The 25,127-nt window shown below is 66.9% G+C and carries 20 protein-coding genes; 13 read left to right on the forward strand and 7 right to left on the reverse strand.

Annotated features, from left to right (window positions below; genetic code table 11):
* Positions 1-10: 10 nt before the first annotated feature.
* Positions 11-1,339, forward strand: a complete 1,329-nt coding sequence (locus OG588_RS37330; protein WP_405951066.1) for a class I SAM-dependent RNA methyltransferase — start codon at positions 11-13, stop codon at positions 1,337-1,339.
* 246 nt (positions 1,340-1,585) lie between these two features.
* Here the strand turns inward: OG588_RS37330 and OG588_RS37335 are convergent, their stop codons facing one another.
* Entirely contained in the window at positions 1,586-2,254 is a 669-nt protein-coding gene (locus tag OG588_RS37335) for a nucleotidyl transferase AbiEii/AbiGii toxin family protein (RefSeq protein ID WP_405953302.1), read from the reverse strand.
* Positions 2,255-2,259: 5 nt separating this feature from the next.
* The gene (locus tag OG588_RS37340; RefSeq protein WP_405951067.1) at positions 2,260-2,652 is read right to left on the reverse strand and encodes a hypothetical protein; all 393 of its coding nucleotides are present in this window, start codon (positions 2,650-2,652) and stop codon (positions 2,260-2,262) included.
* Positions 2,653-3,434: 782 nt separating this feature from the next.
* Between OG588_RS37340 and OG588_RS37345 the strand changes: the two genes are divergently transcribed.
* From OG588_RS37345 to OG588_RS37380, 8 genes are all read left to right on the forward strand, one after another.
* Positions 3,435-4,940, forward strand: coding sequence for a hypothetical protein (locus OG588_RS37345; RefSeq protein WP_405951068.1), 1,506 nt, complete (start codon positions 3,435-3,437; stop codon positions 4,938-4,940).
* On the forward strand, positions 4,937-5,782 hold the full coding sequence (locus OG588_RS37350) for a hypothetical protein (protein ID WP_405951069.1): 846 nt from the start codon (positions 4,937-4,939) through the stop codon (positions 5,780-5,782). Before OG588_RS37345 ends, OG588_RS37350 begins: the two co-directional genes overlap by 4 nt.
* A complete protein-coding gene (locus OG588_RS37355; protein ID WP_405951070.1) occupies positions 5,775-10,235 on the forward strand; it encodes a hypothetical protein in 4,461 nt (1,486 codons plus the stop codon). Before OG588_RS37350 ends, OG588_RS37355 begins: the two co-directional genes overlap by 8 nt.
* Positions 10,222-11,367, forward strand: coding sequence for a hypothetical protein (locus OG588_RS37360; RefSeq protein ID WP_405951071.1), 1,146 nt, complete (start codon positions 10,222-10,224; stop codon positions 11,365-11,367). The genes OG588_RS37355 and OG588_RS37360 overlap by 14 nt, the downstream gene beginning before the upstream one ends.
* A gap of 202 nt (positions 11,368-11,569) precedes the next feature.
* Positions 11,570-13,270 carry a tetratricopeptide repeat protein gene (locus tag OG588_RS37365; RefSeq protein WP_405951072.1) on the forward strand — a complete coding sequence of 567 codons (1,701 nt, stop codon included), beginning with the start codon at positions 11,570-11,572 and terminating at the stop codon, positions 13,268-13,270.
* 1,116 nt (positions 13,271-14,386) lie between these two features.
* Positions 14,387-15,229, forward strand: a complete 843-nt coding sequence (locus OG588_RS37370; protein WP_329349178.1) for a helix-turn-helix transcriptional regulator — start codon at positions 14,387-14,389, stop codon at positions 15,227-15,229.
* Entirely contained in the window at positions 15,211-15,420 is a 210-nt protein-coding gene (locus tag OG588_RS37375) for a DUF397 domain-containing protein (RefSeq protein ID WP_360075285.1), read from the forward strand. Before OG588_RS37370 ends, OG588_RS37375 begins: the two co-directional genes overlap by 19 nt.
* Positions 15,421-15,611: 191 nt before the next feature.
* Complete coding sequence (locus tag OG588_RS37380) at positions 15,612-17,078, forward strand: WGR domain-containing protein (protein ID WP_405951073.1); 1,467 nt, start codon at positions 15,612-15,614, stop codon at positions 17,076-17,078.
* 51 nt (positions 17,079-17,129) lie between these two features.
* On the opposite strand, the gene OG588_RS37385 is transcribed toward OG588_RS37380, so the two are convergent.
* The 3 genes from OG588_RS37385 to OG588_RS37395 are packed head-to-tail and all read right to left on the reverse strand — an operon-like array spanning position 17,130 to position 18,768.
* A complete protein-coding gene (locus OG588_RS37385) occupies positions 17,130-17,363 on the reverse strand; it encodes a sensor histidine kinase (protein ID WP_405951074.1) in 234 nt (77 codons plus the stop codon).
* A gap of 53 nt (positions 17,364-17,416) precedes the next feature.
* The gene (locus tag OG588_RS37390) at positions 17,417-18,076 is read right to left on the reverse strand and encodes a TetR/AcrR family transcriptional regulator (protein WP_405951075.1); all 660 of its coding nucleotides are present in this window, start codon (positions 18,074-18,076) and stop codon (positions 17,417-17,419) included.
* Positions 18,073-18,768, reverse strand: coding sequence for a DUF998 domain-containing protein (locus OG588_RS37395; protein ID WP_405951076.1), 696 nt, complete (start codon positions 18,766-18,768; stop codon positions 18,073-18,075). The genes OG588_RS37390 and OG588_RS37395 overlap by 4 nt, the downstream gene beginning before the upstream one ends.
* 188 nt (positions 18,769-18,956) lie before the next feature.
* Between OG588_RS37395 and OG588_RS37400 the strand changes: the two genes are divergently transcribed.
* The 4 genes from OG588_RS37400 (at position 18,957) to OG588_RS37415 (ending at position 23,037) form a co-directional block, all read left to right on the forward strand.
* A complete protein-coding gene (locus tag OG588_RS37400; RefSeq protein ID WP_405951077.1) occupies positions 18,957-19,556 on the forward strand; it encodes a hypothetical protein in 600 nt (199 codons plus the stop codon).
* A gap of 101 nt (positions 19,557-19,657) precedes the next feature.
* A complete protein-coding gene (locus OG588_RS37405; RefSeq protein ID WP_405951078.1) occupies positions 19,658-20,350 on the forward strand; it encodes an alpha/beta hydrolase in 693 nt (230 codons plus the stop codon).
* Between the two features lie 106 nt (positions 20,351-20,456).
* The gene (locus OG588_RS37410; protein WP_405951079.1) at positions 20,457-21,866 is read left to right on the forward strand and encodes a carotenoid oxygenase family protein; all 1,410 of its coding nucleotides are present in this window, start codon (positions 20,457-20,459) and stop codon (positions 21,864-21,866) included.
* 220 nt (positions 21,867-22,086) lie between these two features.
* Positions 22,087-23,037 carry an RNA polymerase sigma factor gene (locus OG588_RS37415; protein WP_405951080.1) on the forward strand — a complete coding sequence of 317 codons (951 nt, stop codon included), beginning with the start codon at positions 22,087-22,089 and terminating at the stop codon, positions 23,035-23,037.
* Positions 23,038-23,068: 31 nt separating this feature from the next.
* Here OG588_RS37415 and OG588_RS37420 read toward each other — a convergent pair whose 3' ends face one another.
* On the reverse strand, positions 23,069-23,665 hold the full coding sequence (locus tag OG588_RS37420; protein ID WP_405951081.1) for a cysteine hydrolase family protein: 597 nt from the start codon (positions 23,663-23,665) through the stop codon (positions 23,069-23,071).
* A gap of 37 nt (positions 23,666-23,702) precedes the next feature.
* Positions 23,703-25,124, reverse strand: coding sequence for an MFS transporter (locus OG588_RS37425; RefSeq protein ID WP_405951082.1), 1,422 nt, complete (start codon positions 25,122-25,124; stop codon positions 23,703-23,705).
* Positions 25,125-25,127 lie beyond the last annotated feature (3 nt).

Genomic DNA, 25,127 nt, shown 5'->3' on the forward strand with positions numbered 1-25,127 from the left:
TCACCCCGCCATGCAGGCAGAACCGAAGAAATCGCTGGTGGGGGAGGAGTACGAGGTCGAGGTGGGCCCCGTCGCCCATGGCGGGCATTGCATCGCCCGTACCTCCGAGGGGCAGGTGCTGTTCGTCCGGCACGCGCTGCCCGGTGAGCGTGTCGTCGCGCGGGTCACCGACGGTGAGGAGGGCGCGCGGTTCCTGCGTGCCGACGCGGTGACGATCCTGGACGAGTCCAAGGACCGGGTCGAGGCACCCTGTCCGTACGCCGGTCCCGGTCGCTGCGGCGGCTGCGACTGGCAGCACGCCAAGCCCGGCGCCCAGCGTCGCCTCAAGGGCGAGGTCATCACCGAGCAGCTGCAGCGGCTCGCGGGGCTCACGCCTGAGGAGGCCGGCTGGGACGGCACGGTGATGCCGGCCGAGGGCGACAAGCTGCCCGCGGGCCAGGTGCCGCGGTGGCGCACGCGCGTCCAGTACGCGGTGGACGTGGACGGCAACGCCGGTCTGCGCAAGCACCGTTCGCACGAGGTCGAGCCGGTCGAGCACTGCATGATCGCGGCGTTGGGCGTCAGCGAGCTGGGCATCGAGGAGCGCGACTGGTCCGGCATGGCCTCGGTCGAGGCGATCGCGGCGACGGGTTCCCAGGACCGCATGGTCATCCTGGAGCCGAGGCCGGGCGCCCGCCTTCCCCTGGTCGAACTGGAACGTCCCGTCTCCGTCATGCGCGTCGAGGAGCACGACGGTGGCATCCACCGTGTCCACGGCCGCGCGTTCGTGCGCGAGCGGGCCGACGGTCGTACGTACCGGGTCGGCAGCGGCGGCTTCTGGCAGGTCCACCCGATGGCCGCGGACACCCTCGTCAAGGCGGTCATGCAGGGCCTGCTGCCGCGCAAGGGCGACATGGCCCTCGACCTGTACTGCGGCGTCGGCCTCTTCGCGGGCGCGCTGGCCGACCGCCTCGGCGACAAGGGCGCGGTCCTCGGCATCGAGTCCGGCAAGCGCGCGGTCGAGGACGCCCGGCACAACCTCGCCGGGTTCGAGCGGGTGCGGATCGAGCAGGGCAAGGTCGAGAGCGTGCTGCCGCGGACGGGGATCAGTGAGGTCGACCTGATCGTGCTGGATCCGCCGCGGGCGGGGGCCGGCAAGAAGACCGTGGAGCATCTGTCGTCGCTGGGGGCGCGGAAGATCGCGTACGTGGCGTGCGATCCGGCTGCGTTGGCTCGGGACCTGGCGTATTTCCGGGATGGGGGGTATCGGGTGCGGACGCTGCGGGCGTTCGATCTGTTTCCGATGACTCATCATGTGGAGTGCGTGGCGATTCTGGAGCCGGTGGCGAAGAGCGCCTGACCTTGGGTTTCGTCGATGGCTGGGCGGTTCGATCTGTTTCCGGTCAGCCATCAGGTTGAATAGGCCGGCTACTTGCCTTGGGTGCTTTGAACTGTGGTTTTGCGCGTATCGGTACCCAGGTTGGCAGCGGTGCGACTCTGTCGCCCAGGAACGTTGACGCTCAAACGACGCTAGTCCTGAGGGCATGTCAGGTACACAGGCGTACCCGCTCGAGTGAGCGTCACGCTGTGCCGAAGTGCTTCCTGATCAGTCGACGTCGGGCTCTTGGGACTCTTCGAGAAGCAAGGCTGCGAGGGCGTCGGCCCAGTGCACGGCCCAGGCGCGCAGTGCGCTGATGGTGGAGTCATCAAGGCCGTAGGCCGCGAAAGCCTCGTCGTCGGTCCACTCGGCCCCCGTGAGGCTGGCCTGCAGGTCTTCCCGCTCGAAGCGGCCACGGGCGTGCCGACGGCCGAATTCTTCGAGGTCGGCCGTGCTCCAACGGCGGGAAGCCGCGTAGACGTCGATCAGGTCGCGGGGCGCTCCGCGGTCGGCGAGGGCGCGGACCTTGGTCCCGATCACATCCTCTTCCGCGAGGACGGGCCCGTACGAGCTCTGGACGACCGGTCGCCAGAAAATCTCCTTGAGGATGTCGACCTCGCAGTCCTGCCCGGTGATCGGGTCGGACACGGTGAAGCGGGCAGACAGCGGGGCGGTTTCCAGCGCCTGAACTTGCCAGCCCCGTGCCTCCAGGCCGACGCGGAGCGTGGCCGCGATGTCGGCCATGGGCGTCGGATTCTCAGTGGCGACATCGAGGTCCTGGCTGGGACGGCTGACCAGGCGGTGGGCCCGCACTGCGTATCCGCCAGTGAGAACCAGCGGGTATGGGGAACCGAGGGCGATCACGTCCGCCAAGAGCCGTGCGTGCAGCTCTGGCATGTTCGTCACGCGGCTGCCTGCGCGTGTAGCGCGAGCTCGGGAAACGCGTCCTCCCACACGGTGCGGACAGTGCGTCCGACGAGAGTGCGCAGCACCGGCCACATTTGTAGGAGCAGGTCTTGATTGAGGTAGAGGGGCAGGTCCTCGCTCAGACCCTCGTGAAGGACTGTGCGATACAGGCCCATGCACTGGCGAGGCTTGGCTATGTCGTACGAGGTCATTCCGGACCAGGCCACGTGCAGTGGCAGATCCACGACGCCTTCGGCGGGGCCGTGCAACTCGTCCAGCGATTCCGGCAGGCGACGCCGGAACTTCTCTTGGTAGAGCGTGAGGTCTTCGGCGTAGACGCCGGAGAGGTCGCTCTTCCCGGACGCATGGGGCTGTGGGCTGGGGGCCATATGACTCATTATGGCGGGCCAGCGCGGCGGCGTGGGTCATGACGGGCGAGGTGGTGAGACCTGGGGCCAGAAGCCAACCCCTTGAGGGACGCGGTGCTGAGCCGACCCCGGATCGGCAGCGCCAGCAGGGACGATGGTGCCGAATGTAACGGCGGCCGCAGCGCGGTCGATGGCAGTCTGCAGGACGATCTGCTGCGGCAGCAGTGCTCTCCGCTCGACGGTCCCTCGTCCGGATGGAGGCACCTGTCGCTCTGCGTGCTGATGATGTCGTTCAGCGGCGCATCCTCCGGAGGGCTGTAGCTGGTAGGGGTGATGCGTCAGCGTTAGTTGGGCCGCCAGTCTCGTGGCCCGTGCTCTTGCGCCGCACAGTCGATCGAGACGCGTGGGCGCCTTTGGTGCCGTTGCGCCAGACGAACAGCGCGAGACTGTGGCAGCGGCTCAGCGGAGCCTTCGGGTAGTTCGAATACGCCCGCCTGCCGAGTTGCTCGCGGTCCCATGCCAGCCGCTCTTTCAGCTCTTCGTCCGCCACCACCCCTGTCCTTGCCCTCTACGACCAAGTCGGCTTCCCCGACTGGCCACGCCCCTGGGTAACCGTATTTTGGTGTGCCGCGCCTCGGAATCGATTCCCAGCGGGCTGCGGTTACGCAGTCGACGGGCGGGGACGGAGACCAGGGTCGATGAGCTCGGGTGTGATGTCGGATACAACTAGCCTTCTTCACCTCGCGGATGCAATTGGGCCATTCCTTCCCATTGGCCCGGCAGGTTGACTAGCGTTCTGCGGCATGAACGACAGCCGTGAGCCGACCGCCGTTGACTTTGCGGATGACGGATTGGCCCGTAGGGCCAAGGCGCTCGCCTGTACGGCTCCCCTGCAGGCGTTGGACGAGAACAAGGGGAGCCTGCGCTGGGTGAAGGCGGACGTCTACCAACTGGCGGAGATCGCGCTGCACACCATCGACCAGGTCACCATCTCCATGGACTTCGACGCTGGGGCTAACCAGGAAAAGGTCGTCGACCAGGTGAAGCGGTTCGTTGCTCTCCAAGCCCCTGAACGTACGACCGAGGAACATCGCAGGGTGGCACGGCACGTACTCCACCGGCTGATCAACGTCGGTACCGTGGACCGGAGTTTCAACGAGACCATCGGGGCGGTGGACCGGAGCGGTATCTATCGTCGCTTCGGCTTCCAGTTCAATCTGCTGGTCGAGAGGGCAGGTCGGGACGGAAAGATCTACCTTCGCGCTTCCGACGAGGCGATCAACGTCTTGGTCGGCGCGCTCGACACGGATGTGGAGTCGGCGCAGATCGCGGCAGAGGTGAAGCTCGACAGCCTGATCAAGCGAGGCAGGCTCGCCGAGGCCAAACTCGCAGCGGAGCAAGCCCGTTACCGCACTGTCCAGTACGGGGAGATGCTGCGTCAACTGCTCGATGCCACGGCACGGGACATCCGCGCGGTCGACTGGGAGCGCGAGGTGCCGGATCTCCTCGCGCACGCGTTGGCCCACATTGAAGAGCGCTACGACTTCGAGCATCGCATTCTGAGCAACATCAGCGCAGCGCGCGACAAGTCCGACGAATCGCTTCACAAACAGCGAGCCGCGGAGCTGGTTACGATTGTCCGTGACTGTATCCGCCGACATATGCAGCTGCAGAAACGCTTGTTGACGGCCCGCTCCGTGTTCCGTGAGGAACAGGACCGACAACAGTTCGCGGAACTGCCGCGGCGAGCCGTACTGGACCTCTATGGGCAGGTACTCAACCCAGTACTGGATCTGTCCCTCCGCGATGCGCTCACCGTCAGCGAGGGGTTCTTCAGCGATGCCGTCGGTCCCGAACCCCCTGCCGTGATGGACCTGTCGTCCTTGGTCACGCGACTGCTCCGAACGGCACCGGAGCGCGAGCGGCTGGGCGAGGCGATTCCGGAACCTGACTTGACGGAGACGACGGAGAAGCCCGCTTTCACGTTGGGAGACTGGGCTGCCACCGATGAACTGCTCGATTTCTGCGACACACCACGGCAGTTGAGCGATCTACTCGCGAAGGCCGAGCACACGGCGCGCAGTACGGCGACCCTGCTCCTGCACCGTGCGTTCCACGCACTCGACCCGCAGGTTGGCGAGCGCATCGCGCGAGGCGACTCCCGCGTCCTTGTGGGGGTGGGCACAGGCGATCGATTCGACGCGCCCCACTTCGGCGGCGACGACCTGCTCCTCTATTCCGTCCCGATCACTTACCCGCCCGACGGCACCGATCCCGACGCTTCCCTTCCCGAGGATTCTTTCGAATGAGCGACACCTTCACGGTCCCCGACGCGGAGGGCGCTGCCCAACTGGTGGCCTTCGGCATGCGTCCGCGCCTGCATCCCTCGCAGGATCGTGAGTACGACAGTCTCGTCCGCCGTTATCGCGAGGACGATGCGTTCCGCTTTCTGACCGAACGGATCGCCTTTAGCCTCGGCCTCCATGTGGTCGACGTCGGTCATGGCACGGGAATGGTCCTGGCTGCCGTCACCGGTTCGGTTTTCGAGACCAGGATCGAGGACTACGCCCGCAGGTCACACCATCGGAACGAGGGTGAGAGAGCGTTGCACGGCATCATTCACCTCGCGGTGGCGGCGCTGGCGTTTCCCCGTCCCGCAGACCTCGCCGATGACGGTTACATCGGCCGGGTCAAGGCGAGCGTCGTCGACGAGGCCGTACGGGAGATCTGCCGGAAGCTGGGACGCCGGGCGGCGGAGGCCGAGAGCACGGAGGATGTCCCCACGGACGCCCCTGAGTTGGAGCGGGCCTGGCGGGCCTACGCACGCCGGCCTGAGGTCTCGGAGACCAAGGATGAGCGTGTCGCCCCCAATTCCACCCGGGGGATGACCTCCCGCGCCCTGCGTTTCCTCACGGAACAGGGACTCCTGGTGATGGTGGACGACGACGAAGCCGAGGAGAACGTCTTCCGCACCACCCCTCGCTACCAGGTGCAGGTGCGTGAACTGGCCTCCACGGCAGCATTTGACGAACTGCTCCGCCTCGGCGCGGTCCCCGACATCACAGAGCCGAGCGGAACACTTCGCACTGGCGCGCCGGGCGCGAGGGCCTCCGAGCCGCACGACGTGGCGAAGGCCGGCGCCGATGTATGAGCTGTCCCGGGTGATGCTCCAGTCCGTCGGGCCGGCCGGAGCCCGCTACCAAAACGTTCTCCTCGACTTCAGCGCTGTCGGTCGCCAGGTCTCAGACCGCCGTATGTCCTTGTTCGGTGCCGGTGAGTCCGTGCGCCGCCCTTCACCCGCAACCGTTCTCTTCCTGGAGAACGGAGGTGGAAAGTCCGTTCTGATCAAGCTGATCTTCTCGGTGGTGCTGCCCGGTCGTCGGCAGGTCGTCGGCACGAGCGGCGGAGGAGTCCTGGAACGCTTCGTCCTGCCCAAGGACACCGCCCATGTGGTCCTGGAATGGACGCATGCACGCAGCGGCCGTCGATTGATCACCGGCAAGGTGATGGAGTGGAAGGATCGGCGGGAGTCCTCCGACCCCCGGAACCTGATCGAACGCTGGTACCACTTTCGCCCCACTCCCGCGCTGGGCCTCGACAATCTCCCCTTCTCGGCAAACGACCACTATCGGACCCGGATCGACTACCTGCTCGAAATGGAGAAGGCGCAGGCCGCTGACCCCACCATCGAGTACGAGGAGTTCGCGCGGCAGGGCGAGTGGTCCGAGCGGCTGACGGATCTGAATCTGGACCCCGAGCTGTTCAAGTACCAGCGCAGCATGAACGCCGACGAAGGGGAGGCAGCCGAGGCGTTCTCCTTCGCCAGTGACATCGCCTTCGTGAACTTCCTGCTCGGAGCTGTTCTGCCCACCGACCCGGCCAAGGAACTAGCGGACCTGCTGGACACGTATGCAGGACGCCTCCATTTGCGCACCGAGCTGCTGCTCGAACGGGATTTCACCCAAGGCGCGTTGAACATCCTCCAGCCCCTTGCCGACGCACGGGCGAGCGCTGACGAGGCGCGCGACCGACGGAGGACTTCGGCACAGGACATGGCCAACCTGCTGGGGAGACTGAAGGCCCGGGCGGAGACGGAGGCCAAGGCTGTCCGCCGGATCCAGACGGAGGCCGAGCAACTCGCCGCTGAGAGCGTGACGGCGAACACTGAGCACCTTCGACTTCAAGCAGCCACTGTCGAGTTGGAAAGACTTCTGGCCGAACTCCGGTTCAGTGAAGCTCAGTCGGAAGCCGAGAAGGCGGAGACGGAAGCCCTGCTCGCCGAGGTGGAATCGGCGGCTTGGAAGGTTGTCCCCACTGTGCTGCGTCAGCTGACCGCGGAGCAACGGGTGAGCGACCTCCGCGCGGTGGTGGCGGCCGCCGAGGAGGCCGCGCGTCCCGCGCTTGTCGCCCGGGACAAAGCGGCGGCACTGCTGATCCGTGCACTCCGCGACGGAGTCAAGGAACTTCGTGACAAGGCGTACCTGATCGAGGCGGAGGCCAAGGCCGCCGCTGCGCAGGCCGAGGTGGACCAGAAGGGGCACAACGACGCGCTCGCCCGCGCGATCAGTCAGGTGAAGGAAGCTGAGACTGCCGAGCAGCGCGTGCGTGAAGTACGCGACCTGATCGTGGACGCGATACGCGACGGTCTACTCGCCTCCGGCGTATCAGTGGCCGGGGCGCTGGAGGAGGCCAAGGCGGCCGCGACGGACAACGCCCGCCGGCTCAAGGCACTGGAGAAGGAGGTCAAACGGCTCGAAGTCGAGCAGCAGGCAGCAGCGCAGACTGTCCGCGTGTCGGAGAGACGACTCGCCGTCCTGCACCGAGCCTTCGACACCGCCGACCAGGAATGGAAGGCGGCCGTGGCTCGCAAGGATGCGCTGGGCGCAGACCCCGCCTTCCTCGATCTGCTTGGGCAACGCCCCCAAGACCTGGAGACTGACGCAGAGTTGCTGCGGAACCGACTGGCCGAGGTCCAGGACAAGGCAGTTGCCGAGATTACGGATCTTCATGTCGCCGAGGCCCAGGACGAGAGGGCCCGCATCGCTTTGGAGAGTACGGAACTGCTGCCTGCCTCCCCAGAGGCCACGCGGGTCAAGGAGATCCTCGCGGAGGCAAATATCACCGCATGGACCGGATGGGAATACCTGGCTGCGATTCCGGATGTCGAGCGTCGTCACTCCCTCGTCAAGCAAGTACCGCAGCTGGCAAGCGGCGTTCTGTTGAACAACCCTGCTCAACTGTCGGCGGCGGAAGAACTCGTCAACAGCCAAGAACCTCACCCCAGCGTGTTCCTCGCGGTCGGTACGACGGAGGCCGTGACCCGGACACATTCTGAGATCGGTGGTGTTGGCTTTGTCGTGGACGCGCATCCGGCGCTCTACGACGAGAGAGCCGCTGACACGGAACGCCGTCTGGTACGACAGCGCCACGATCGGCGTCTGGAGCGGCTCGCCGAACTCGCCGAGCGTCGTGGAGCAGCGGCCACTCTGGTGGCCCGGATCGAGGAATGGCGCAGGGACTTCCCACTTGGCCGTCTGGCCGAACTCCAACAGCAGGCAGAGGAACGGCGTCGGCTCGTCGAGGTCGGGGAGCAAGAGGTCGAGGAACTGCGCGTGGTCCACGACGAGTTGGGGAGAGCCCGTGGCGTAGCGATCGAGGAGACCGAGCCAGTGCGGGTCGCCCAGCGGGGACTCGACGAGCGAACACACCGCCTGACGAGCCTCGCCGATCAGGAAGCGCGTGTTCCAGGCTGGGAAAGCACCGCAGCTCTGTACAGAGAGGCGGGCGAACGAGAGCGGGAAGCGGCCAGGAACGCGGATGAGAAGGCCCGGCGGGGCCGTGAACAGGCAGCCGGGCTGCTGCGTGAAGTGGACGGCATGCGAGCCTCCGCCAGCAGGCTCTCGGAAGAACTGACTGGACTTCCCCTGGATGTCGAACTGACGGCAACGACAGAAGGTGCAAGCGCACCGCTGGAAGTGCTCCGACGCGACTATGCACGTACGGTCGAGACGTATCTGCGCGCGTCTGTCGGTGACCAATTGCTCACCGATCTGCGCCAGGCCGAGAACGACACTTCACTGATCGCAGCTGAACTCGACGATCACGCGGACAACGTGGTCGAGGTGGCGCACAACCTGTTGAACGGCCCGTACGGAGCAGACGGCGCCTCCCGCGAACTGGCGCGCCGACTGGCCGAACAGGCCGCCCCAGAACTACGCCGTCGAGCGGCCGAGTCGAGTGCGCACGCGGCGAGCCGCAAGGAGGAGTTCGAAAGGTTCATCACTCCACAATCAGAGATCGACTTGACTCCGTTCGAAAGACCGCGCCATGTCCTTCACGGTCTGCAACTGGTGGAAACGGCGAAGCGTACACGGGATGAGGTGTACCGGGTCGTGTCGGAGCTGGCCAGGCATGGGCAGTATCTGAAGGAATCCCTGGAGCAGGCCGAATCCTCTCGTAGGGGATTCGAGCAGCTCCTTTTGGGGGGCGATGAGTTCTCGGAATTCGCTCCCATCACAGGCTTGGCCGGTCCCGAACCATTCCAGGGCGACATGACCGTTGCCGCTACGGAGCACCAGGCGGTTCGTACCGTCCATGACGAATGCCGGAAGCGGGAAGTGGCGGCGGAGGACGAAGAACGCCGATTCTCTGATCAGTTGGTCCGGCATGCGAGTCGGGACCGGTTCCTGCCGCTGGAGACCAGCAGCCGAAAGATTATCCTTATGATCGATCGGGCCGAACTGCCTAAGCGGGCAGCTGAGTGGACCGGGGCCATGCGCAGACGCCTCCGCTCGCTCACCGACGATCTGGAGACGATCGACCGCCACCGGAACGCAATCGTCCAGCAACTGTCCCAGCAGGTCACGGAAGCACTTGAGACCCTGCGGCGGGCTGAGCGGTTCTCGCGTCTACCCAAGGGGCTTGGGGACTGGTCCGGCCAGAATTTCTTGAGAATCCGATTCAAAAGCATCCCTGAAGCGGCCTTGCTCGACCGCATGGGGCAGCTTGTGGACGACATGGCGAAGAGCACCATCGCAACTCTCGAAGCGGGGCGAGAGCCCAAGCGCGACGGTCTTTCCCTGATCCTCAAAGGCGTGGCCGCCGGGGCGCCGAGAGGTTTCAGGGTGACGATCATCAAACCCGACTCCGTGCTGCTCGCCCAAAGGGTGCCTGTGTCTGACATCCGTGCCGTGTTCTCCGGTGGACAGCTCCTCACCACGGCGATCATTCTGTACTGCACCATGGCGGCCTTGCGTGCCAACGACCGAGGACGGGTCAAGCATCAGCACTCCGGTGTGCTCTTCCTCGACAACCCGATCGGCCGCGCCTCCACTACATACCTGTTGCGCCTCCAGCAGTCGGTCGCCCAAGCGTTGGGGGTCCAACTCATCTACACCACAGGTTTGTTCGACACCAATGCGCTGGACACCTTCCCTTTGGTGGTGAGGTTGCGGAACGACACCGACCTACGTGCCCGGCGTAAGTACCTGTCGGTGGAGGGAGCCTTCGGACGTTATCTGGACGAGTCGTTGGCGGGAGACGGTTCGCAGATCTCCGCGTCCCGCTACTTCACCAAGGAAGACGCCGTCGATGGTGACGAATGAGGAGGCGCTGGAGCTGCTGGCAAGGCTGCATGATTGGAAAATTGAAAACGGATGGAAGGGGAAAAGCGAGTCGACCATCGAGATAGCTGACGTTAAGTCAATCTTCTTGCGCATGCCACGGCCCCTTGGAAGAAGTGGCGAACTTCCGATCCGGATTCTCTCGGAGTATCTGGGAGAACTGGCCGGAGCAGGTCACATCAAGCCCTCGAAGAAGACGGATCGAGAAAGGCGAACACCCCTGCCTGTCAGTATCAGATTGAAGCCCGTCTACTCTGTGGTGAAGAGCATTCCGGCGATGCCGCCTTGGGTGACTGAACTGGCAGACATCGAGGAATATTGGGCTCTGGGTCGGACCACGGACAGGATTCGCGCCGCCTACGAGGCGTTGAACACCTGGCTGCACCGCGGAGACAGAGGTATGCGTATTCCTCTGCGCGAGAGAGCACTGCAGATCTTCGGCCAGCATCCGTTCTTCCGGCAACCCGATCACCCGGCTGAGAAGCTCTTCGACACGTTGGTGGCGAAGCCGCTCTTCTCCGACACCAAGCGGCTGCTGGATCTGATCAATGCATTCGACGTCGATCCCCCTCTGCTCAGCAAGGATTTCAGCTCAACGAAGCTGGCCAAGAACCTCGGTGGTCATCACCAACTGGGTGAGGGCCACAAGCTTCTCGTCATCGAGAACTCCACCACCTACTGGTCGATCTCTCACATGCTTGGACACATCGATCACCGGATCGGTCGGGTTGCATGGGGCAGCGGCGGCACTTTCCAGCGGTCCATCGGAAGCCTCACGGCGCAGGACCAGATCACTGAGATCGTCTATTTCGGAGATCTGGACCCCAGCGGACTGGCTTTCCCAATCCGTGCAGGCAACTACGTACGTGGCCTGCCGGTGCGCCCGGCAGTCGAGTTGTACGACGCCCTGTTGCAACTCGGCTCGCCGAGCCGCTGTCTGCCCAAGGAGGCGTGGACCACGCCAGAAGACGTTCAGAGACTGGTCACCTGGCTCGACCCCAGCCACCACGACCGCGTACGTGACCTCCTGCTGAGCGGTGAACGGCTTGCGCAGGAATGGGTCGGTTTCGATCACCTGAGCACCAATAGGCACTGGCATGGGGATGTGCGGTGACGTAACCGCTGTCGGGGCCATGTCGTTTGACTGGAAAGCCGGTAAGTCGTTCAGCTACCGACCGGTTGACTCCTCGGCGGCGTAGCCGAGTCTATGAGAGGCGAGTCGCGTGACTCTTCCGGAGGATGCAGCCCCTGGGGCGGAGGGATCCCACGCCACGGGCCTTGTCCCCGTCGGCCGGCGCGCACTGACGAGCAGAATCATGCGGGAACTGAACCGGTACGGGACCGTGGTAGTGGTCGGCGGCCCCGGAGTCGGCAAAACTCACGTGATCGAGCGCGGTGTGTACACGCAGCGCTCGGCGCAGTCCGAGTTCGGGGCCGTAGTCAGGTGGTCCTATGACCTTCAGGAGTACCTGGCCTCGCGCAGCAAGGAGTTCGTCCCGAACTGGGGCCCACCGGTGTTGCTGTTGGCCGACGATGTCGCCGGCCCCGAGTCGTTGCCCGACGTGCTGTTGAACCATGCTCTTCAACTCATCGTCGTTTCACGTGCACCTGCAGACAGGTGGCGGCACCTGCCGAACTTTCCGGCCGTGGTGGAGGTCGGGCCCTTCGACCGCGAAGAGTCAGTGCGGTTTCTCACCGCCAATCTTGCGGGCATGGCCGATTCGGAGGCAGACCGGCTGGCAGAGCACCTGGGCGATCTGCCTCTTGCACTTGACGGCGCGGTCCGCTGGTTCACGCCGGATACGACCGTCGACGAGTTCCTCCAGAGAGCGAAGCTCCAACCCCATGTCCTCGTCGGCGACGAGCGCCCCGGTGAGCGCAGGACTTCGCTGATGGCCGAAGTCCGCGGAGCCGTAGAGGCCTTGTCCGACAGGGGAAGGCTCGCCCCGCGCATCGCCCTGGGTGCCCTCGCCTTGATGGACGGCGCGCGTTACCCCATGTCTCTCCTGGACGGCCCTTCGCGCTGGCCGCAATGGAGTTCGGCCGTGACAGGTCTGCCGTCCGATCGACAGGTGCCGCTGTACGGCCTTTCCACTGCGGTGGTGCCGGACTTGGAGCGCAGTGGGCTCGTCCGAGTGGTCAATGGTGAGGTCAACTTCGTCTGGCTCACTTGCCAGTTGGTGCGGCAGGTGCTGTCGTCGACGGACCTCGAACGGGCCAGACAATTGGCCGAGGTGATGCTGCTCAGCTTGGTACCTGACAGCAAAGGTCATGCGGAGTGGAGGCACTGGGCCTCATGGAAGGAGAGTGCTTCCGCCCTCAACGCCATCGACCCTGGGTGCATGACCACGGTGGTCGGCCGGCGGGCCCTGCTGGCGGCATGTGACTTCCTCATCGAGCAGGGGCATGTTGCCGAGGCGCGTGAGCGACTGCTCATGCTGCGTGACGTGTGGAGGCGGGCGAAGAACGTTCCCTTGTCCCTTCGGTTGATGACTCTCGATCTGCTGGGGCGGGCATCTTACGAACTCGGTGATGTCCGTTCGGCGTGCCGGTACGGCGATACCGCGTTTCGGGCCCGTCGCTGGGAGAGCGATCGGTGGAGACTCGACCCGGCCGCTCTCTCGGGTGCCGCGCATTGGGCGCTGGCCGCTGGCCGTCAGGAGTGGCTCGTGGAACTGCGTCGACTTGCCCAAAACCTTCCGGACCAGAGGCTGGCACTTCGTATCGCTTCCTTCGACATGCTGCTCCGTGCCCGGACGTTGTACGGCCTGTGCCTAGCGGATTCGATCGACGAGATCGTCCGTGCCCAGCGCGACATCCTCGAACCCGAGCACCCCCATACTCTCTTCACCATGGATCTCCTGGCGCGTGCCTACCACAGGGCCGGAAGGCCTGAAGAGGCGCGGCACACGTTGTCCAAGGTGCTGGAACTCCGAACCCGGGTACTCGGACCGGGACATCCTCACACGCAGGCGACAGCCGTCGAACTGTATGGGCAGTCTCACGAGCTGGGGTGACAGGTTTGGACAGTCAGATTCGCAGGCGGAGCTGCAATCTGGAGCGGGTGCCGAGAATCGAACTCGTGCTCCCGGTTCGGGTTGAGTGGCTGCGGTGCTGCTCCCTGCCAGTATGTCGTCATCGGCACAGCTTCGGGCACGAGCCAACGCGAGTCACCCGCGCCCGGAGCATGCCCAGGTGAGCGACCCGGCTAGATGGAGATTTCGCACTCGTCGGACTTCGCATCCAGCAGGGAAGCCGCCAGATGCTCTCATGCTCGTGCGTGTCTAGGTCGTCGGTGTCCGTTCCACCGCAGCTTGTACTCTTCGGCACGTTTTCGTAGTGGAGCGCGTCGGAATAGGCAGCCTGCCACCGACCTCAGGTCTGAGGGGCGGGCTCAGGGATCGTGATCTTCCCCTAGGCGGCTTGCCGACGGGAGATCAGCTTGCCGTGGTTGAGGTAACAGCGCCGTCCGCAGTGGCACCGCCGACATGCCCGCTGCCGCGCCAGCCTCTCTTGATCAGCCTGCGCGTGGGCTGCGCGATGAGAGTTGGTCCCCGTACGAGTGCTTCAAGCCGATGCCGATCACAGCTGGCGCGGCGGCAGGTGTACGGCTTTGCCGCAGCCGGTCTGGCAGAGTTCCCGCATCTCCGTCGTGACGCTCATTTGACGCTCTGTGCCTCTGACGGCCTCCTGCCGATACCGAGGAACCGTCACTGATCAGCTAGTTTTGCCACCTCCTCTCGTCCTGACATGATTCCGATGACTCATCATGTGGAGTGCGTGGCGATTCTGGAGCCGGTGGCCAAGCCGTCCTGACCTGCGGTTTTGTGGGTGCGCATTGTGTGCGGTGTGGGTGTTGAAGCCAAGTGGTTGCGCTCAGCTATACGTGCGGAACGCCTCCGCTCTCGCGGAGATCGACCTGTCGGCCAGGGCTTTGTCAGTGATGCGGTTCCGCTGATTGTGTGACTCGGCTGCTCTGGGTGAATTACGCTGCGTAGTCCGGACGTTACGAGGATGCGGCCGGAGGTGGGCGGCCGGGTTGCGGACGGGGCGGTGGGTTCCCGTCGTCGTCGCGCGCGGAGGTGGTTCCACATGTTCCACATCGCTCACGTGTATGTCCCGGAGGGACTGGTATGCCGCAACGGCGCGTCATCACCGACCGCAGTCAGGAACCCCGCCAGCGGTTCGCCGAGGAGTTGCGGAGGCTGCGCGAAGCGAGCGGGCTGAGCCTGCGGGCGCTTGGTGAACGGCTCGGCTGGGACTGGTCGTTGTTCGGCAAGATGGAGAACGGCGAGACGCTCGGCAGCCCCGAGGTCGTCCAGGCGTTGGACACGCACTACGGGACGCCGGGGTTGTTGCTGGCGTTGTGGGAGCTGGCAGCCGGGGACCATACGCAGTTCCGCGAGCGGTACCGGCGGTACATGGCGCTGGAGGCGGAGGCGGTGAGCTTGTGGCACTTCGCGGTGAGCGTGCTGCCGGGGTTGTTGCAGACGCCGGGGTATGCGCGGGAGATGCTGGCGGCGGGCGGGCTTGAGGGGAAGGAACTTGAGCAGCAGGTCGATGCCCGGATGGGGCGGCGGGAGTTGTTGGAGGGGGAGGGTGCGCCCCGGTTCCGGACCATTCTTTCTGAGGCAGTCCTGCGCACGGCATTGCTGAACTCCCGTGAGTGGCGCGGGCAGTTGGAGCACCTGGCTGAGATGGCGGAACGCCCGAACGTTGCCGTTCATGTGCTGCCGTTCAGTGCTGGCCCCTACGGGCTTGATAGCACTGACCTGTGGTTCCTATGTATGCCGCAGGGACGTACGGTGGCATACACGGAGAATGCGCACCGCGGCGACCTGATCGAAGACGGTGCGGCGGTCGAGAAGCTGCAAGGTGCCTACGATGCAGTTCGTGACCTGGCGCTGTCCCCGGCCGAGTCGCGGAAGTTTGTCCTGCGCATGTTGGAGGAAGTGCCGTGCGATCCATCGACCTGAGCGTCATAAATTGGCGCAAGAGCTCATACAGCAACTCGGACGGTGGCGCTTGCGTCGAGGTCTCTGACGACTTCGCCGCTGTCGTCCCGGTACGGGACAGCAAGGTTCCCCACGGGCCGGTGCTTGTGTTCCCTGTCGGCGGGTGGAACTCCTTCGTTTCGGCAATCGGGAACGGGCAGTTGAGCGACTGAGCAGGCAAGGTGAAGAACTTTGCGGGGGTCGGAAGCGCTCAAGTGGGTGTTCCCGCCCCCTGACCTGACGGTTCGTGCTGCGCGAGGCTGTGCGCACTGCCCCGAGACCTCGATGTCAGTGGTGACCGTTAGTTTGGGATCACTGGAGATCGGCCGCACCGGCCGACGAGGTCCTTGGGGAGGGGTGCGCTGTGTCCGCTGCGCAGGCACGACAGTCGGGGAACACGACGTATCTGGAGTTGTCGCAGGAGAGCGGCGGTGCGCACAAGTTCTACGAGGTGACGGTCGAGGGGACCACCGTCTCCGTGCGGTACGGACGGATCGGGGTGGACGGGCAGCGTCAGATCACCACCTTCCCGACCGACGAGAAGGCGAAGACCGCGGCGGCGAAGAAGATAGCCGAGAAGGTACGGAAGGGGTACGCGCCCGCTGTCCAAGGGCAGCGAGCCGCCCGTGCCGTGACGCGCCGTCAGGTGACGTCGGCTCCGTCGACGGCGCGGTCGACCGCGCCGGTGCTGTGGCGGTTCCGTACCGGCGCCTCGGCGTTCGGCATCCATGTGGACGAGGACCGCTGCTGGGTCGGCAACCAGCAGGGCAATGTCTACAACCTGAGCCACGACGGCGAGGTACTGGCGCACTACTCCCTGCCCGACGGGGTGAAGTGCCTGGTGGCGGACGACTTCTGGATCTACGCGGGCTGCGACGACGGCCGGGTCTACGACCTCTCCTCGAAGGTGCCGTTCGCCGCCTACGACATCGCGGCCGAGGTCGACATCTTCTGGCTGGACATCCACGCGGGCGTACTGAACGTCTCCGACCGCAACGGCGGACTGACGGTCATCGACCACGAGGACGAGCTCCAGTGGTCGCGCAACTCGGCCGGGGACAACGCGTGGATGGTGCGGGCCGACGACCACGCCGTCTACCACGGACACAGCCAGGGCGTGACGGCGTACGCGGCGAACGGCACCAGCCAGCTCTGGCACACCGCGACCAACGGCAACGTGCTCTTCGGCTGGCAGGAGCAGGACGCGGTCTACGCCGGGACGGGCCGGCGGGTCGTCCAGCGACTCGCGAAGTCCTCCGGGGCGATCGAGGCCACCTACCAGTGCGACGCCGCCGTGTACTCCTGCGCCACGTCCCCCGGCGGTCGGTACGTCTTCGCCGGCGACTCGGCCTCCTCCGTCTACTGCTTCACCGCCGACGGCACCCGGCTGTGGAAGCTCGGCACGGGCGGCGGCTCGGCGCTGTCGATGCAGTATCACGACGAGCGGCTGTACCTCGTCTCCACGGACGGCTCGCTCGCCTGCATCGACGCGAGCGAGGCGGCGATCAACGCGGCCCAGTCGGGCACCGTCCCGGTCGCCGCGGACATCAAACTGGCGGCCGCCCTGCCGACGTACGCACCGCTGACCACCGCCGCCTCCGTCGCCACGATCAGCACCGTCCCCGCTGCGGGGAACGGCGTCGTCGTGGAGTGCTTCGAGCGCGGTGGCCGCGTGCGGGTGCATGTGGTGTCCGAGGGTTATGAGCAGGGCTGGAACGTGCAGTTCCCGCGTGCGATACGGGAGCCCGGGGCGCGCTATGTGGTGGACGCGCTGCACTCGTCCGCGGGCGGTTTCTACCGGGTACGTGGGGAGATCAGGCGGCTGGTCTGACCAGCCGGATGACGCGGGCGTCCTATGCCGGACATCGAGGGCGACGCCCGCCTACGAAGGGGCGGGCAGCCGCACCGTGAAGACCGTCTTCGTGCCGGGCACGCCGGTGACGGTGGCCGTTCCCCGGTGGGCGTCGATCAGCTGCCTGACGATCGAGAGGCCGAGGGCCGGTTCCTCACCGAGTCCGTGGCCCTGTCCGGCCTGGGCGGCCTGGTCGGGACCCTGCTGGGAGTGCTGGCCACGATCGGTTACGCCACCTACCAGGGCTGGCCCTGTCGGCCACATGACGCCGGTGGATCCGGCGAAGGGCAACCGGCCTTCGGCTGCCCCGGCCCGCGCTACCCCTGCTCGCCCAACGGCTTCGGCCAACTGTCCAACAGCTGCTCGTCCGTCATCGCCGACGTACCGTCCGCCGTCGCTCCCTCCAACCCGAACCCCACCATCAGCACCTCCGCATACCGCCGCCAGGCATCCGGCGCGACGTCGTGCGTGCGGTCCGCGACCGCGCCGATCATGTTCAGGAAGGCGTACACATCGGCGCTGACGAAGTCCTTGCGGACCGCGCCCGCGGTCACCGCTCGTTCCGCGAGGCCGTCCACGAGGCGGCCCAGTTGGTCGCGGGTGCGGGCGATCGGGTTCGAGTCGACGCTCGCGTTGGCCAGGACGACCTCCAGGGCGCGGTCCTCGGACCGCCACCGTGCCGCCGCCAGCAGGTACTGCCGTAGCGCCCGGGCCGGGTCCGGTTGTTCCGCGGCTGTGGTCGCGAGGTGCAGGAACATCGTGAAGCGTTCAGTGAACAGGGCGTCCACCAGGGACTGGAGGTCCGGGAAGCGGCGGTAGACCGTGCCGACGCCGAGGCCCGCCTCGCGGGCGATCTCGTTGAGGGGGACCGTGGCTCCCCGCCGGGCGAACAGGCGGTCGGCCGTCGTCATGATCAGGCGGCGGTTTCGTTCCGCGTCCGCTCGCAGCGGGCGTTGGTGTGGGGTTTCCGGGCTCACGCCGGGACATTCTCCGGCATCTTCGGCTCGGCGGCCCGGCGCACCTGCCTGACCAGAAGCGATACGCCGGTCACGACGCTCCACAGCAGCCATGAGTACACACCGCCCCGCTCGAAGATGCCCGCCGTGCTCGTCGAGACGCCCACGCCTGCCTCGCTCAGCAGGCCCAGGGTGCCGACCGCGACGCTGAACACGCGGTACGCGCGCGGCAGTTGGAGGCTCTTCAGCGAGCCCGCCATGATCACGATCGTGTTCGCGCACAGGATGGCGACCGCCGCGCCCCCGACATGCAGCCCCAGGCTGTAGCCTGGGCCGTCCGCGGAACCGTGGAACACGCCGATCAGCAGGAAGCCCACCGCGTGTGCGCCCGCAAGAGCGATGACGATGCGGCGCGCGCGGCCCGTGAGCAGGGGCACCGCCAGCAGGATCACCCCGGCGGCGAACAGGATCCCCTGGGCGATGAACGACGTGTTCATCAGCGTGTGATCCGGCGAGCAGATGACGCGGTCCTGGAACTTCGTACCGCAGCCCGTGACGCCCAGGTCGCTGATGTAGTTCGTGGCGTAGCTGTAGGGCGGGGTGGTCCAGGCGCCCGCGGTGACCGCCTCGGACACCACCCACTGCACCGCGTTCAGCACCAGGACAGCCGCTCCCAGCGGCAGCCAGTGCTTGCGGGACGTCTCCGTTCCCATCACAACTCCCTTCACAGGTCTTCTCGACAGGTCATGCTCACCAGCCTACATTAAGTGGATAGATCTATCCGCTTAGGGGTCGCGGCTGCTCGCCGGTCATGTGATCGGCATCACATTGCAAGGTTCGAACTTCGAGGGCCGCCGTGCATCTAGTCGGCGTCCATTCCCCTCCACCGAGGAAACAATCAATGTTGGCTTATCTGCCCGGATTCGCCCCCTGGATCGTCGCCGGCGTCCTCTCGTCCTTCGACTGGCGCTGGGGCGCGATAGGCGGTCTCGTCACGGGGCTGCTGATGATGCTGAACGACCGTCGCCGCGGGATCGGCTTCGACGCGCTGGTCCTGGAGATCAGCACCCTCGCGTACTTCGTCGTGATCGGCGCCGTCTCCGTCGCCCGGCCGGACTCCTCGCTGGCCGACCACACCGACGTCATCTCGTTCGTCTGGCTGGGCGCCACCGCGTGGGGGAGCCTGGTGGTCCGCAGCCCCTTCACGCTGGGCATCGCCAAGCGGCAGACCCCGCGCGAGTACTGGGACATGCCGGAGTTCGTCCAGGTCAACAACTACATCACCAGTGCCTGGGGAGCCGGCTTCACCTTCATCGCCGTCAGCCTGGCCATCGCCAACGCGGTGGACGCCCCGGCCTGGGTGGGCATCACCGCCCACGTCGTCGGCCTGGTCGCCCCGGCCGTCTTCACGAAGGTCTACCCCGCCCGCGCCCAGGCCCGGCTCATGGCACTGGCGCAGGCACCGGAGCAGACCCAGTCGTCGGTGCGGGCCGTTCAGTAACGGCCGGTCCCGTACCGCGACCTGCCTGACCTCTCGGCACCACAGCACTCACCCCACGGATCAGCACCAAAGCACTTACCCCACAAAGGAGTTGACGCATCGTGAGCATCGCAAAGAACGTCGTTCTCGTGCACGGCGGATTCGTCGACGGATCGGGCTGGCGGGGCGTCTACGACGCGCTCCGCGCCGACGGCTACCACGTGAGCGTCGTCCAGAACCCCACGCTGTCGCTCGAGGACGACGTCGCCACGACCAAACGGGTCCTCGACGCCCAGGACGGCCCGACCGTACTCGTCGGACACTCCTACGGCGGCGCGGTGATCTCCGAGGCCGGGACCCACGCGAACGTGTCGACGCTCGTGTACATCGCGGCGTTCGCGCCCGACAAGGGCGAGTCGGTGAACACCCTCATCGCCGACCCGCCGCCCGGCGCTCCCGTTCCGCCGATCCTGCCGCCCGTCGACGGGTTCCTCTTCCTCGACCGGGAGAAGTTCGCCGCGTCCTTCGCCGGGGACCTGCCCGCCGAGGACGCCCAGTTCCTCGCCGACTCCCAAGTGCCGTGGGGCGTAGCGGCGTTGGCGGGCGCGGTCACCGAGCCCGCCTGGCAGACCAGGCCGAGCTACTACCTCGTCGCGACCGACGACTGCATGATCCCGCCGCCCGCCCAGCGCCTCATGGCCGAGCGGGCCGGTGCGACCGTGACCGAGACCGGCGGCAGCCACGCCGTGTACGTGTCCAAGCCCGCCGAGGTCGCCGCGTTCATCAAACAGGCGGCGTCGGGCACCTCGGCCTGAGCCTTCTCCGCTGAGAGCTGAGCGCTGAGCGCCGACAACGGCCAACTCCGTCCCGGACCAAGGGCGTTCGGGCGCACGGAGCCACAGAACCTCTAAGGAAAGCAGCATGACGAACGAGACCGACACACCTGTTCCCCTCTACCTCCAGGGCCGCTTCGCGCCGGTCCCCGAGGAGTACACCGCGGCCGAGCTCACCGTACGGGGCACCCTCCCGCCCGACCTGGACGGCCGCTATCTGCGCAACGGCCCGAACCCGCTGCCCGGCGAGGACCGTGGCCACTGGTTCACCGGGCCCGGCATGCTGCACGGCATCCGGCTGCGCGGCGGCCGTGCCGAGTGGTACCGCAACAGGTGGGTCAAGACACGGGAGTTGGAGGGGCACCCCTTCGTCCGCGAGGACTTCAGCGTCGACCTCGCCGCGGTGCCCGCCAACACCCATGTGATCCGGCACGCCGACACCGTGCTCGCCCTGTGCGAGGTGGGCCTGCCCTACTGGGTCACCCCGGAGCTGGAGACCGTCGGGCCGTACGACTTCGGTGGGAAGCTGACCACCGCGATGACCGCGCATCCCAAGGAGGACCCGGTCACCGGTGAACTGCACCTGTTCGGGACCGGGTTCGCGCCGCCGTACCTCACCTACCACCGGGTGACTCCGGAGGGCGAGTTGCTCGACAGCCGACCGATCGACGTTCCCGGGCCGACGATGATGCACGACTTCGCCATCACCGAGAACCACATCGTGTGGATGGACCTGCCCGTCGTCTTCGACCACACCCTGGCCGGGCGCGGCGGTATGCCGTACCGGTGGGCCGAGGCGTACGGCGCGCGGATCGGGATCATGTCCCGTGAACACGGCTCCACCGACGTGCGCTGGTTCGACGTCGACCCCTGCTACGTCTTCCATGTGGGCAACGCCTATGAGGACGTGCAGGGGCGTGTGGTGCTGGACGCGGTGCGCTACGACGACGCCGGGTTCCGGAAGGTCTGGGGCGACATCGGCGGACCCACCGGTCAGGGCACGCCGAGCGTCCCCGGTGTGCCGAACGGTCAGGTCGGAGTGCGCGAGCCCGGTCACACCCAGGCCCCCTCCGTCCTGTACCGGTGGACCCTGGACCCGGTGGCCGGCCGGGTCACCGAGACCCAACTGGACGACCGCGAGGCCGAGTTCCCCACCCACAACGAGACCCTCACCGGGCGCCGGAACCGCTACCTCTACACGGTCAACGGCGACGGCATCGCCAAGCACGACCTGGAGCGGCAGACCGGTGACGTCCACAAGACGCCCGGCAGCCGCTACTCCGGCGAGGCCGTCTTCGTACCGGCGTCCGACGGCACCGACGAGGACGCGGGCTGGCTCATGTCGCTCGTCTCGGACGACGACGGCGCGGCCGGTGAACTCCTCGTCCTGGACGCCAGTGACCTCTCCGTGCAGGCGGTCGTGGAACTGCCGTACCCGGTCCCGTCCGGCTTCCACGGCAGCTGGCTGCCCGAGCCCGGGTCTGCCGAACAGGACTGACCCGCTGAACATGCCTGATGTGGAGGCGAGTTGACCGATCCGGTCGAGGGGGCCCGTCGAGGAGCCGTAGCGGCGTATCTTCCTCGACAAGGGTCCCCTCGGTCCGACACGTGGGGTCCATCTCCTGTTCATCGGCGGGTGGGAGAAGTGGGGTCCCCAGAGCACGAGCCCAACTCCCCGGAGTGGCCCAGGGCTTGTGATGTGTGCGCATGGAGGCTTCATGGTGCCCCTCGACCACCCCACGGATGAGGAACTCACCCGCAGGGCCCAGGCAGGCGAGTCCGATGCCCTGGGTCTGTTGCTGACACGCCATCAGGCGCCCATGCGGGCCGTCGCGTTGAGCCTGCTCGGCTACGGCCCCGACGCCGAGGACGCCGTACAGGATGCCGCGTTGACCGCGCTGCGGCGCATCGGTGACGTACGGGAGCCCGCGGCCGTCGGGGCGTGGTTGCGGGCGATCGTGCGGAACGCGGCCCGGATGCGGCTGCGGGCCGTGCGGGAGGTGCCCGGTCTCGACGCGCTGGAGCAGTTGCGGGTGCGGGACGACGAGCCCTCGCACCCGGAGCGGGTCGTCGAGCAGCACGCGATGCGGGACTGGATCTGGGACGCGGTGGAGGAACTGCCGCAGCAGCAGCGGCTGGTGCTGATGCTGCGGCACTTCAGCGGGATCACCTCGTACCAGGAGATCGCCGAGGTCTGCGAGGTGCCGGTCGGCACGGTGCGCAGCCGGCTCAACCAGGCCCGGGCGAAGATGGCCAAGGTGCTGCTGTCGACCGCGACCGGGGGCCACGACGACGTGTCCGCGCTCGTCGAGGAGAGCCGGCAGGAGGCCGAGGTCACGCTCGACGGCGCCATGCGCGGCCAACTGCCGCCGGAGATCCTGGAGTTGTGGCCTGAGGAGACCGAACTGGTCGGCGTCCTCAACAAAAAGGGAGAGCGTCTCCATCCCTTCCCGGCGATGCAGAGCACCCGGGTCAAGGGCGTGACCCAGCAGCTGCGTCATGTCGTGGCCAGCCGCGACATCGCCATCTGGGAGATGGACGCCGTCACCCCGGCCGGCGTCCCGAACCCCTGCCCGCCCACCCTGGCCTGGCTGATGTTCCGCCAGGGCAGGCAGGTGCGGAAACTCCGGGTGGTCTTCCCCGGGACGGCGCCCGGGGCACCGGCGTGAGCGCTGTGTCAGGCGTGGCGCGGCAGCTGGGTCAGACGGAGCGCAGCAGCTGTCGTAGCACCGTGGTGTCGATGACGTGGGCGCGGGACGGGAACACCTTCTCGACCAGCACCCGGTGGGTCTCGGTGTCGGGGTCGGCGACGCCGTCGGACAGGACGAGGACGCGGTAGTCGCGGTCGGCCGCGTCGATGACCGTGGACAGGACCACACCGCTGGTGCTGATCCCGGCGAGGACCAGGGTGTCGATGCCGCGGTCGCTCAACTGCTCGTGGAGATCGGTGGTCGAGCCCGCGCCGTAGCGGATCTTGCGGACGACGATGTCGCCGTCCTCGGGTGCGATCCGCGCGTCGATCTGCGTGGCGTCGTCCTCGTGGTGCAGCATCTTCGCCGCGGCGACCGCGCTGAAGGACTTGTTGGTCTCGGGGACCGCCGACCAGTCGTCCTCGGTGAAGGCGACGCGGACGTAGCCGATGGCGCCGCCGGCGGCACGGACGTCGGCGATCGTGTCCTTGACCCGCTCGACGAGGGCGTCGGAGTCGGGGGCGATGGGGACGATCCCGTTCTGGAAGTCCATGACCAGCAGGGCGGTGCGCTCGGGGGTGATCGTGGGGAGGGAGGGGGTGCTCACGCGAGGTTCTCCTTGAGGGGGTTCTTACTGGAGGGGGTCAGGTGGTCTTGGTGGCGCGGCCCATCAGACGGCGGTCCAGGACGGTCAGCAGGAGGACCGTGAGGCCCGCGCCGACCAGGACGAGGCCGAGGATGTGCAGGCCGTGGTCGGTCACGCCGGTGCGGAAGACGATGCCGCCGATCACTGCGGAGGTGATCGTCCCGAGGTAGCCGAAGGTCCTGAACAGGCCGGAGGAGGTGCCGATCTGGTCGGGCGGCGTCTCCAGGTAGAGGGCGGTCTGGTTGCCGACGGTGGTGGTCGCCGAGGCGACGCCGAAGATCAGGGACACCAGCACGATCGCGATCGCCGGGCTGTGCGAGGAGAGCAGCATGATCCCGGCCGAGCCGATCAGCATGGTCACCGCGGCGATGATCAGTGGGCCGCGGATCAGATTGCGGCGGGCGAGCGGGCGCGAGAGGAGCGCGGAGACGGCGCCCATCGGGAGCAGCAGGAGTCCCGCCGTCACGGTGGAGAGGCCGTGCGCGGCCTCCATCCACTGGGTCACGCCGTACATCACGGTGTAGGTGCCGAGCAGGGAGAGCGCCTGGCGCAGATAGGTGCGGGTCAGGGCGCCGTTGGCGGCGAGGCCGCGGAAGTCGAAGAACGGTGCCGGCTTGTGCAGCTCCCACCAGACCGTGGGCACCGCGGCCAGCACGAAGACGGCGAGCGCGGTCCACCCGAGGCGGGGGAGGCCCATCAGGAAGATGACCAGCGCGGTCATCGCCACGGCGAAACCGAGGATGCCGGGCAGGTCGATCCGGTCGGCGACCCTGCGGAAACCGTTGTCCGCGCGGTCGAGCGCCGGGTCCTCGGGCAGCCAGCGCACGGCCATCACCATCGCGGCCAGGGTCACCGGGATGTTGATCAGGAATGCCCAGCGCCAGCCCGCGGCGCCGACCAGCAGCCCGCCGATCGGCGGCCCGATGGCGGCGGTGGCCATGCCCGCGATCGCGATCCCGCCGAGCACTCCGCCCGGCGGGGCGTCGAGTCCGGCGTCCTGGGCGCGGCGCCGGATCAGAACCATCGCGCAGGGGAACGCGGCCGAGGTACCGATGCCGACCAGGACCCGGGCCACGGTCAGCATCGCCAGGTTCTGGCCGAGGCCGCCGACGACACCGCCGAGCAGCACCAGGACGATCCCGCCGAGGAAGATCCGGCGCGCCCCGAGCACCTCCGCGAGCTTGCCGGCGGTGGGCTGCGCCACGGCGCTGGCCAGGTAGAGCGAGGAGACGAGTACGGCGGTGCTGCCGACCGCGACATGCAGCTCGGTGGCGATCGGTACCAGCGCGGTCGCGATGATGGAGCTGTTGACCGGGTTGAGCCCGGCGCCCACGTAGAGCGGGGTCGTGAAGGTCCAGGCGAAGGGCTTGCGCACGAGCTCACGCGCCGGGCCGACGGCCTTGCCGGTGCCGGTCCTCATATC

The sequence above is a fragment of the Streptomyces prunicolor genome (assembly GCF_045162825.1).
In the GTDB taxonomy this organism is placed as follows: domain Bacteria; phylum Actinomycetota; class Actinomycetes; order Streptomycetales; family Streptomycetaceae; genus Streptomyces; species Streptomyces prunicolor.

Coding starts and splice junctions, on each gene's coding strand:
- OG588_RS37330 (WP_405951066.1), top strand. CDS start 11: ATGCAGGCAGAACCGAAGAAATCGCTGGTGGGGGAGGAGTACGAGGTC.
- OG588_RS37335 (WP_405953302.1), bottom strand. CDS start 2,254: ATGCCAGAGCTGCACGCACGGCTCTTGGCGGACGTGATCGCCCTCGGT.
- OG588_RS37340 (WP_405951067.1), bottom strand. CDS start 2,652: ATGGCCCCCAGCCCACAGCCCCATGCGTCCGGGAAGAGCGACCTCTCC.
- OG588_RS37345 (WP_405951068.1), top strand. CDS start 3,435: ATGAACGACAGCCGTGAGCCGACCGCCGTTGACTTTGCGGATGACGGA.
- OG588_RS37350 (WP_405951069.1), top strand. CDS start 4,937: ATGAGCGACACCTTCACGGTCCCCGACGCGGAGGGCGCTGCCCAACTG.
- OG588_RS37355 (WP_405951070.1), top strand. CDS start 5,775: ATGTATGAGCTGTCCCGGGTGATGCTCCAGTCCGTCGGGCCGGCCGGA.
- OG588_RS37360 (WP_405951071.1), top strand. CDS start 10,222: ATGGTGACGAATGAGGAGGCGCTGGAGCTGCTGGCAAGGCTGCATGAT.
- OG588_RS37365 (WP_405951072.1), top strand. CDS start 11,570: ATGCGGGAACTGAACCGGTACGGGACCGTGGTAGTGGTCGGCGGCCCC.
- OG588_RS37370 (WP_329349178.1), top strand. CDS start 14,387: ATGCCGCAACGGCGCGTCATCACCGACCGCAGTCAGGAACCCCGCCAG.
- OG588_RS37385 (WP_405951074.1), bottom strand. CDS start 17,363: ATGTGGCCGACAGGGCCAGCCCTGGTAGGTGGCGTAACCGATCGTGGC.
- OG588_RS37395 (WP_405951076.1), bottom strand. CDS start 18,768: ATGGGAACGGAGACGTCCCGCAAGCACTGGCTGCCGCTGGGAGCGGCT.
- OG588_RS37400 (WP_405951077.1), top strand. CDS start 18,957: ATGTTGGCTTATCTGCCCGGATTCGCCCCCTGGATCGTCGCCGGCGTC.
- OG588_RS37410 (WP_405951079.1), top strand. CDS start 20,457: ATGACGAACGAGACCGACACACCTGTTCCCCTCTACCTCCAGGGCCGC.
- OG588_RS37415 (WP_405951080.1), top strand. CDS start 22,087: ATGGTGCCCCTCGACCACCCCACGGATGAGGAACTCACCCGCAGGGCC.
- OG588_RS37425 (WP_405951082.1), bottom strand. CDS start 25,124: ATGAGGACCGGCACCGGCAAGGCCGTCGGCCCGGCGCGTGAGCTCGTG.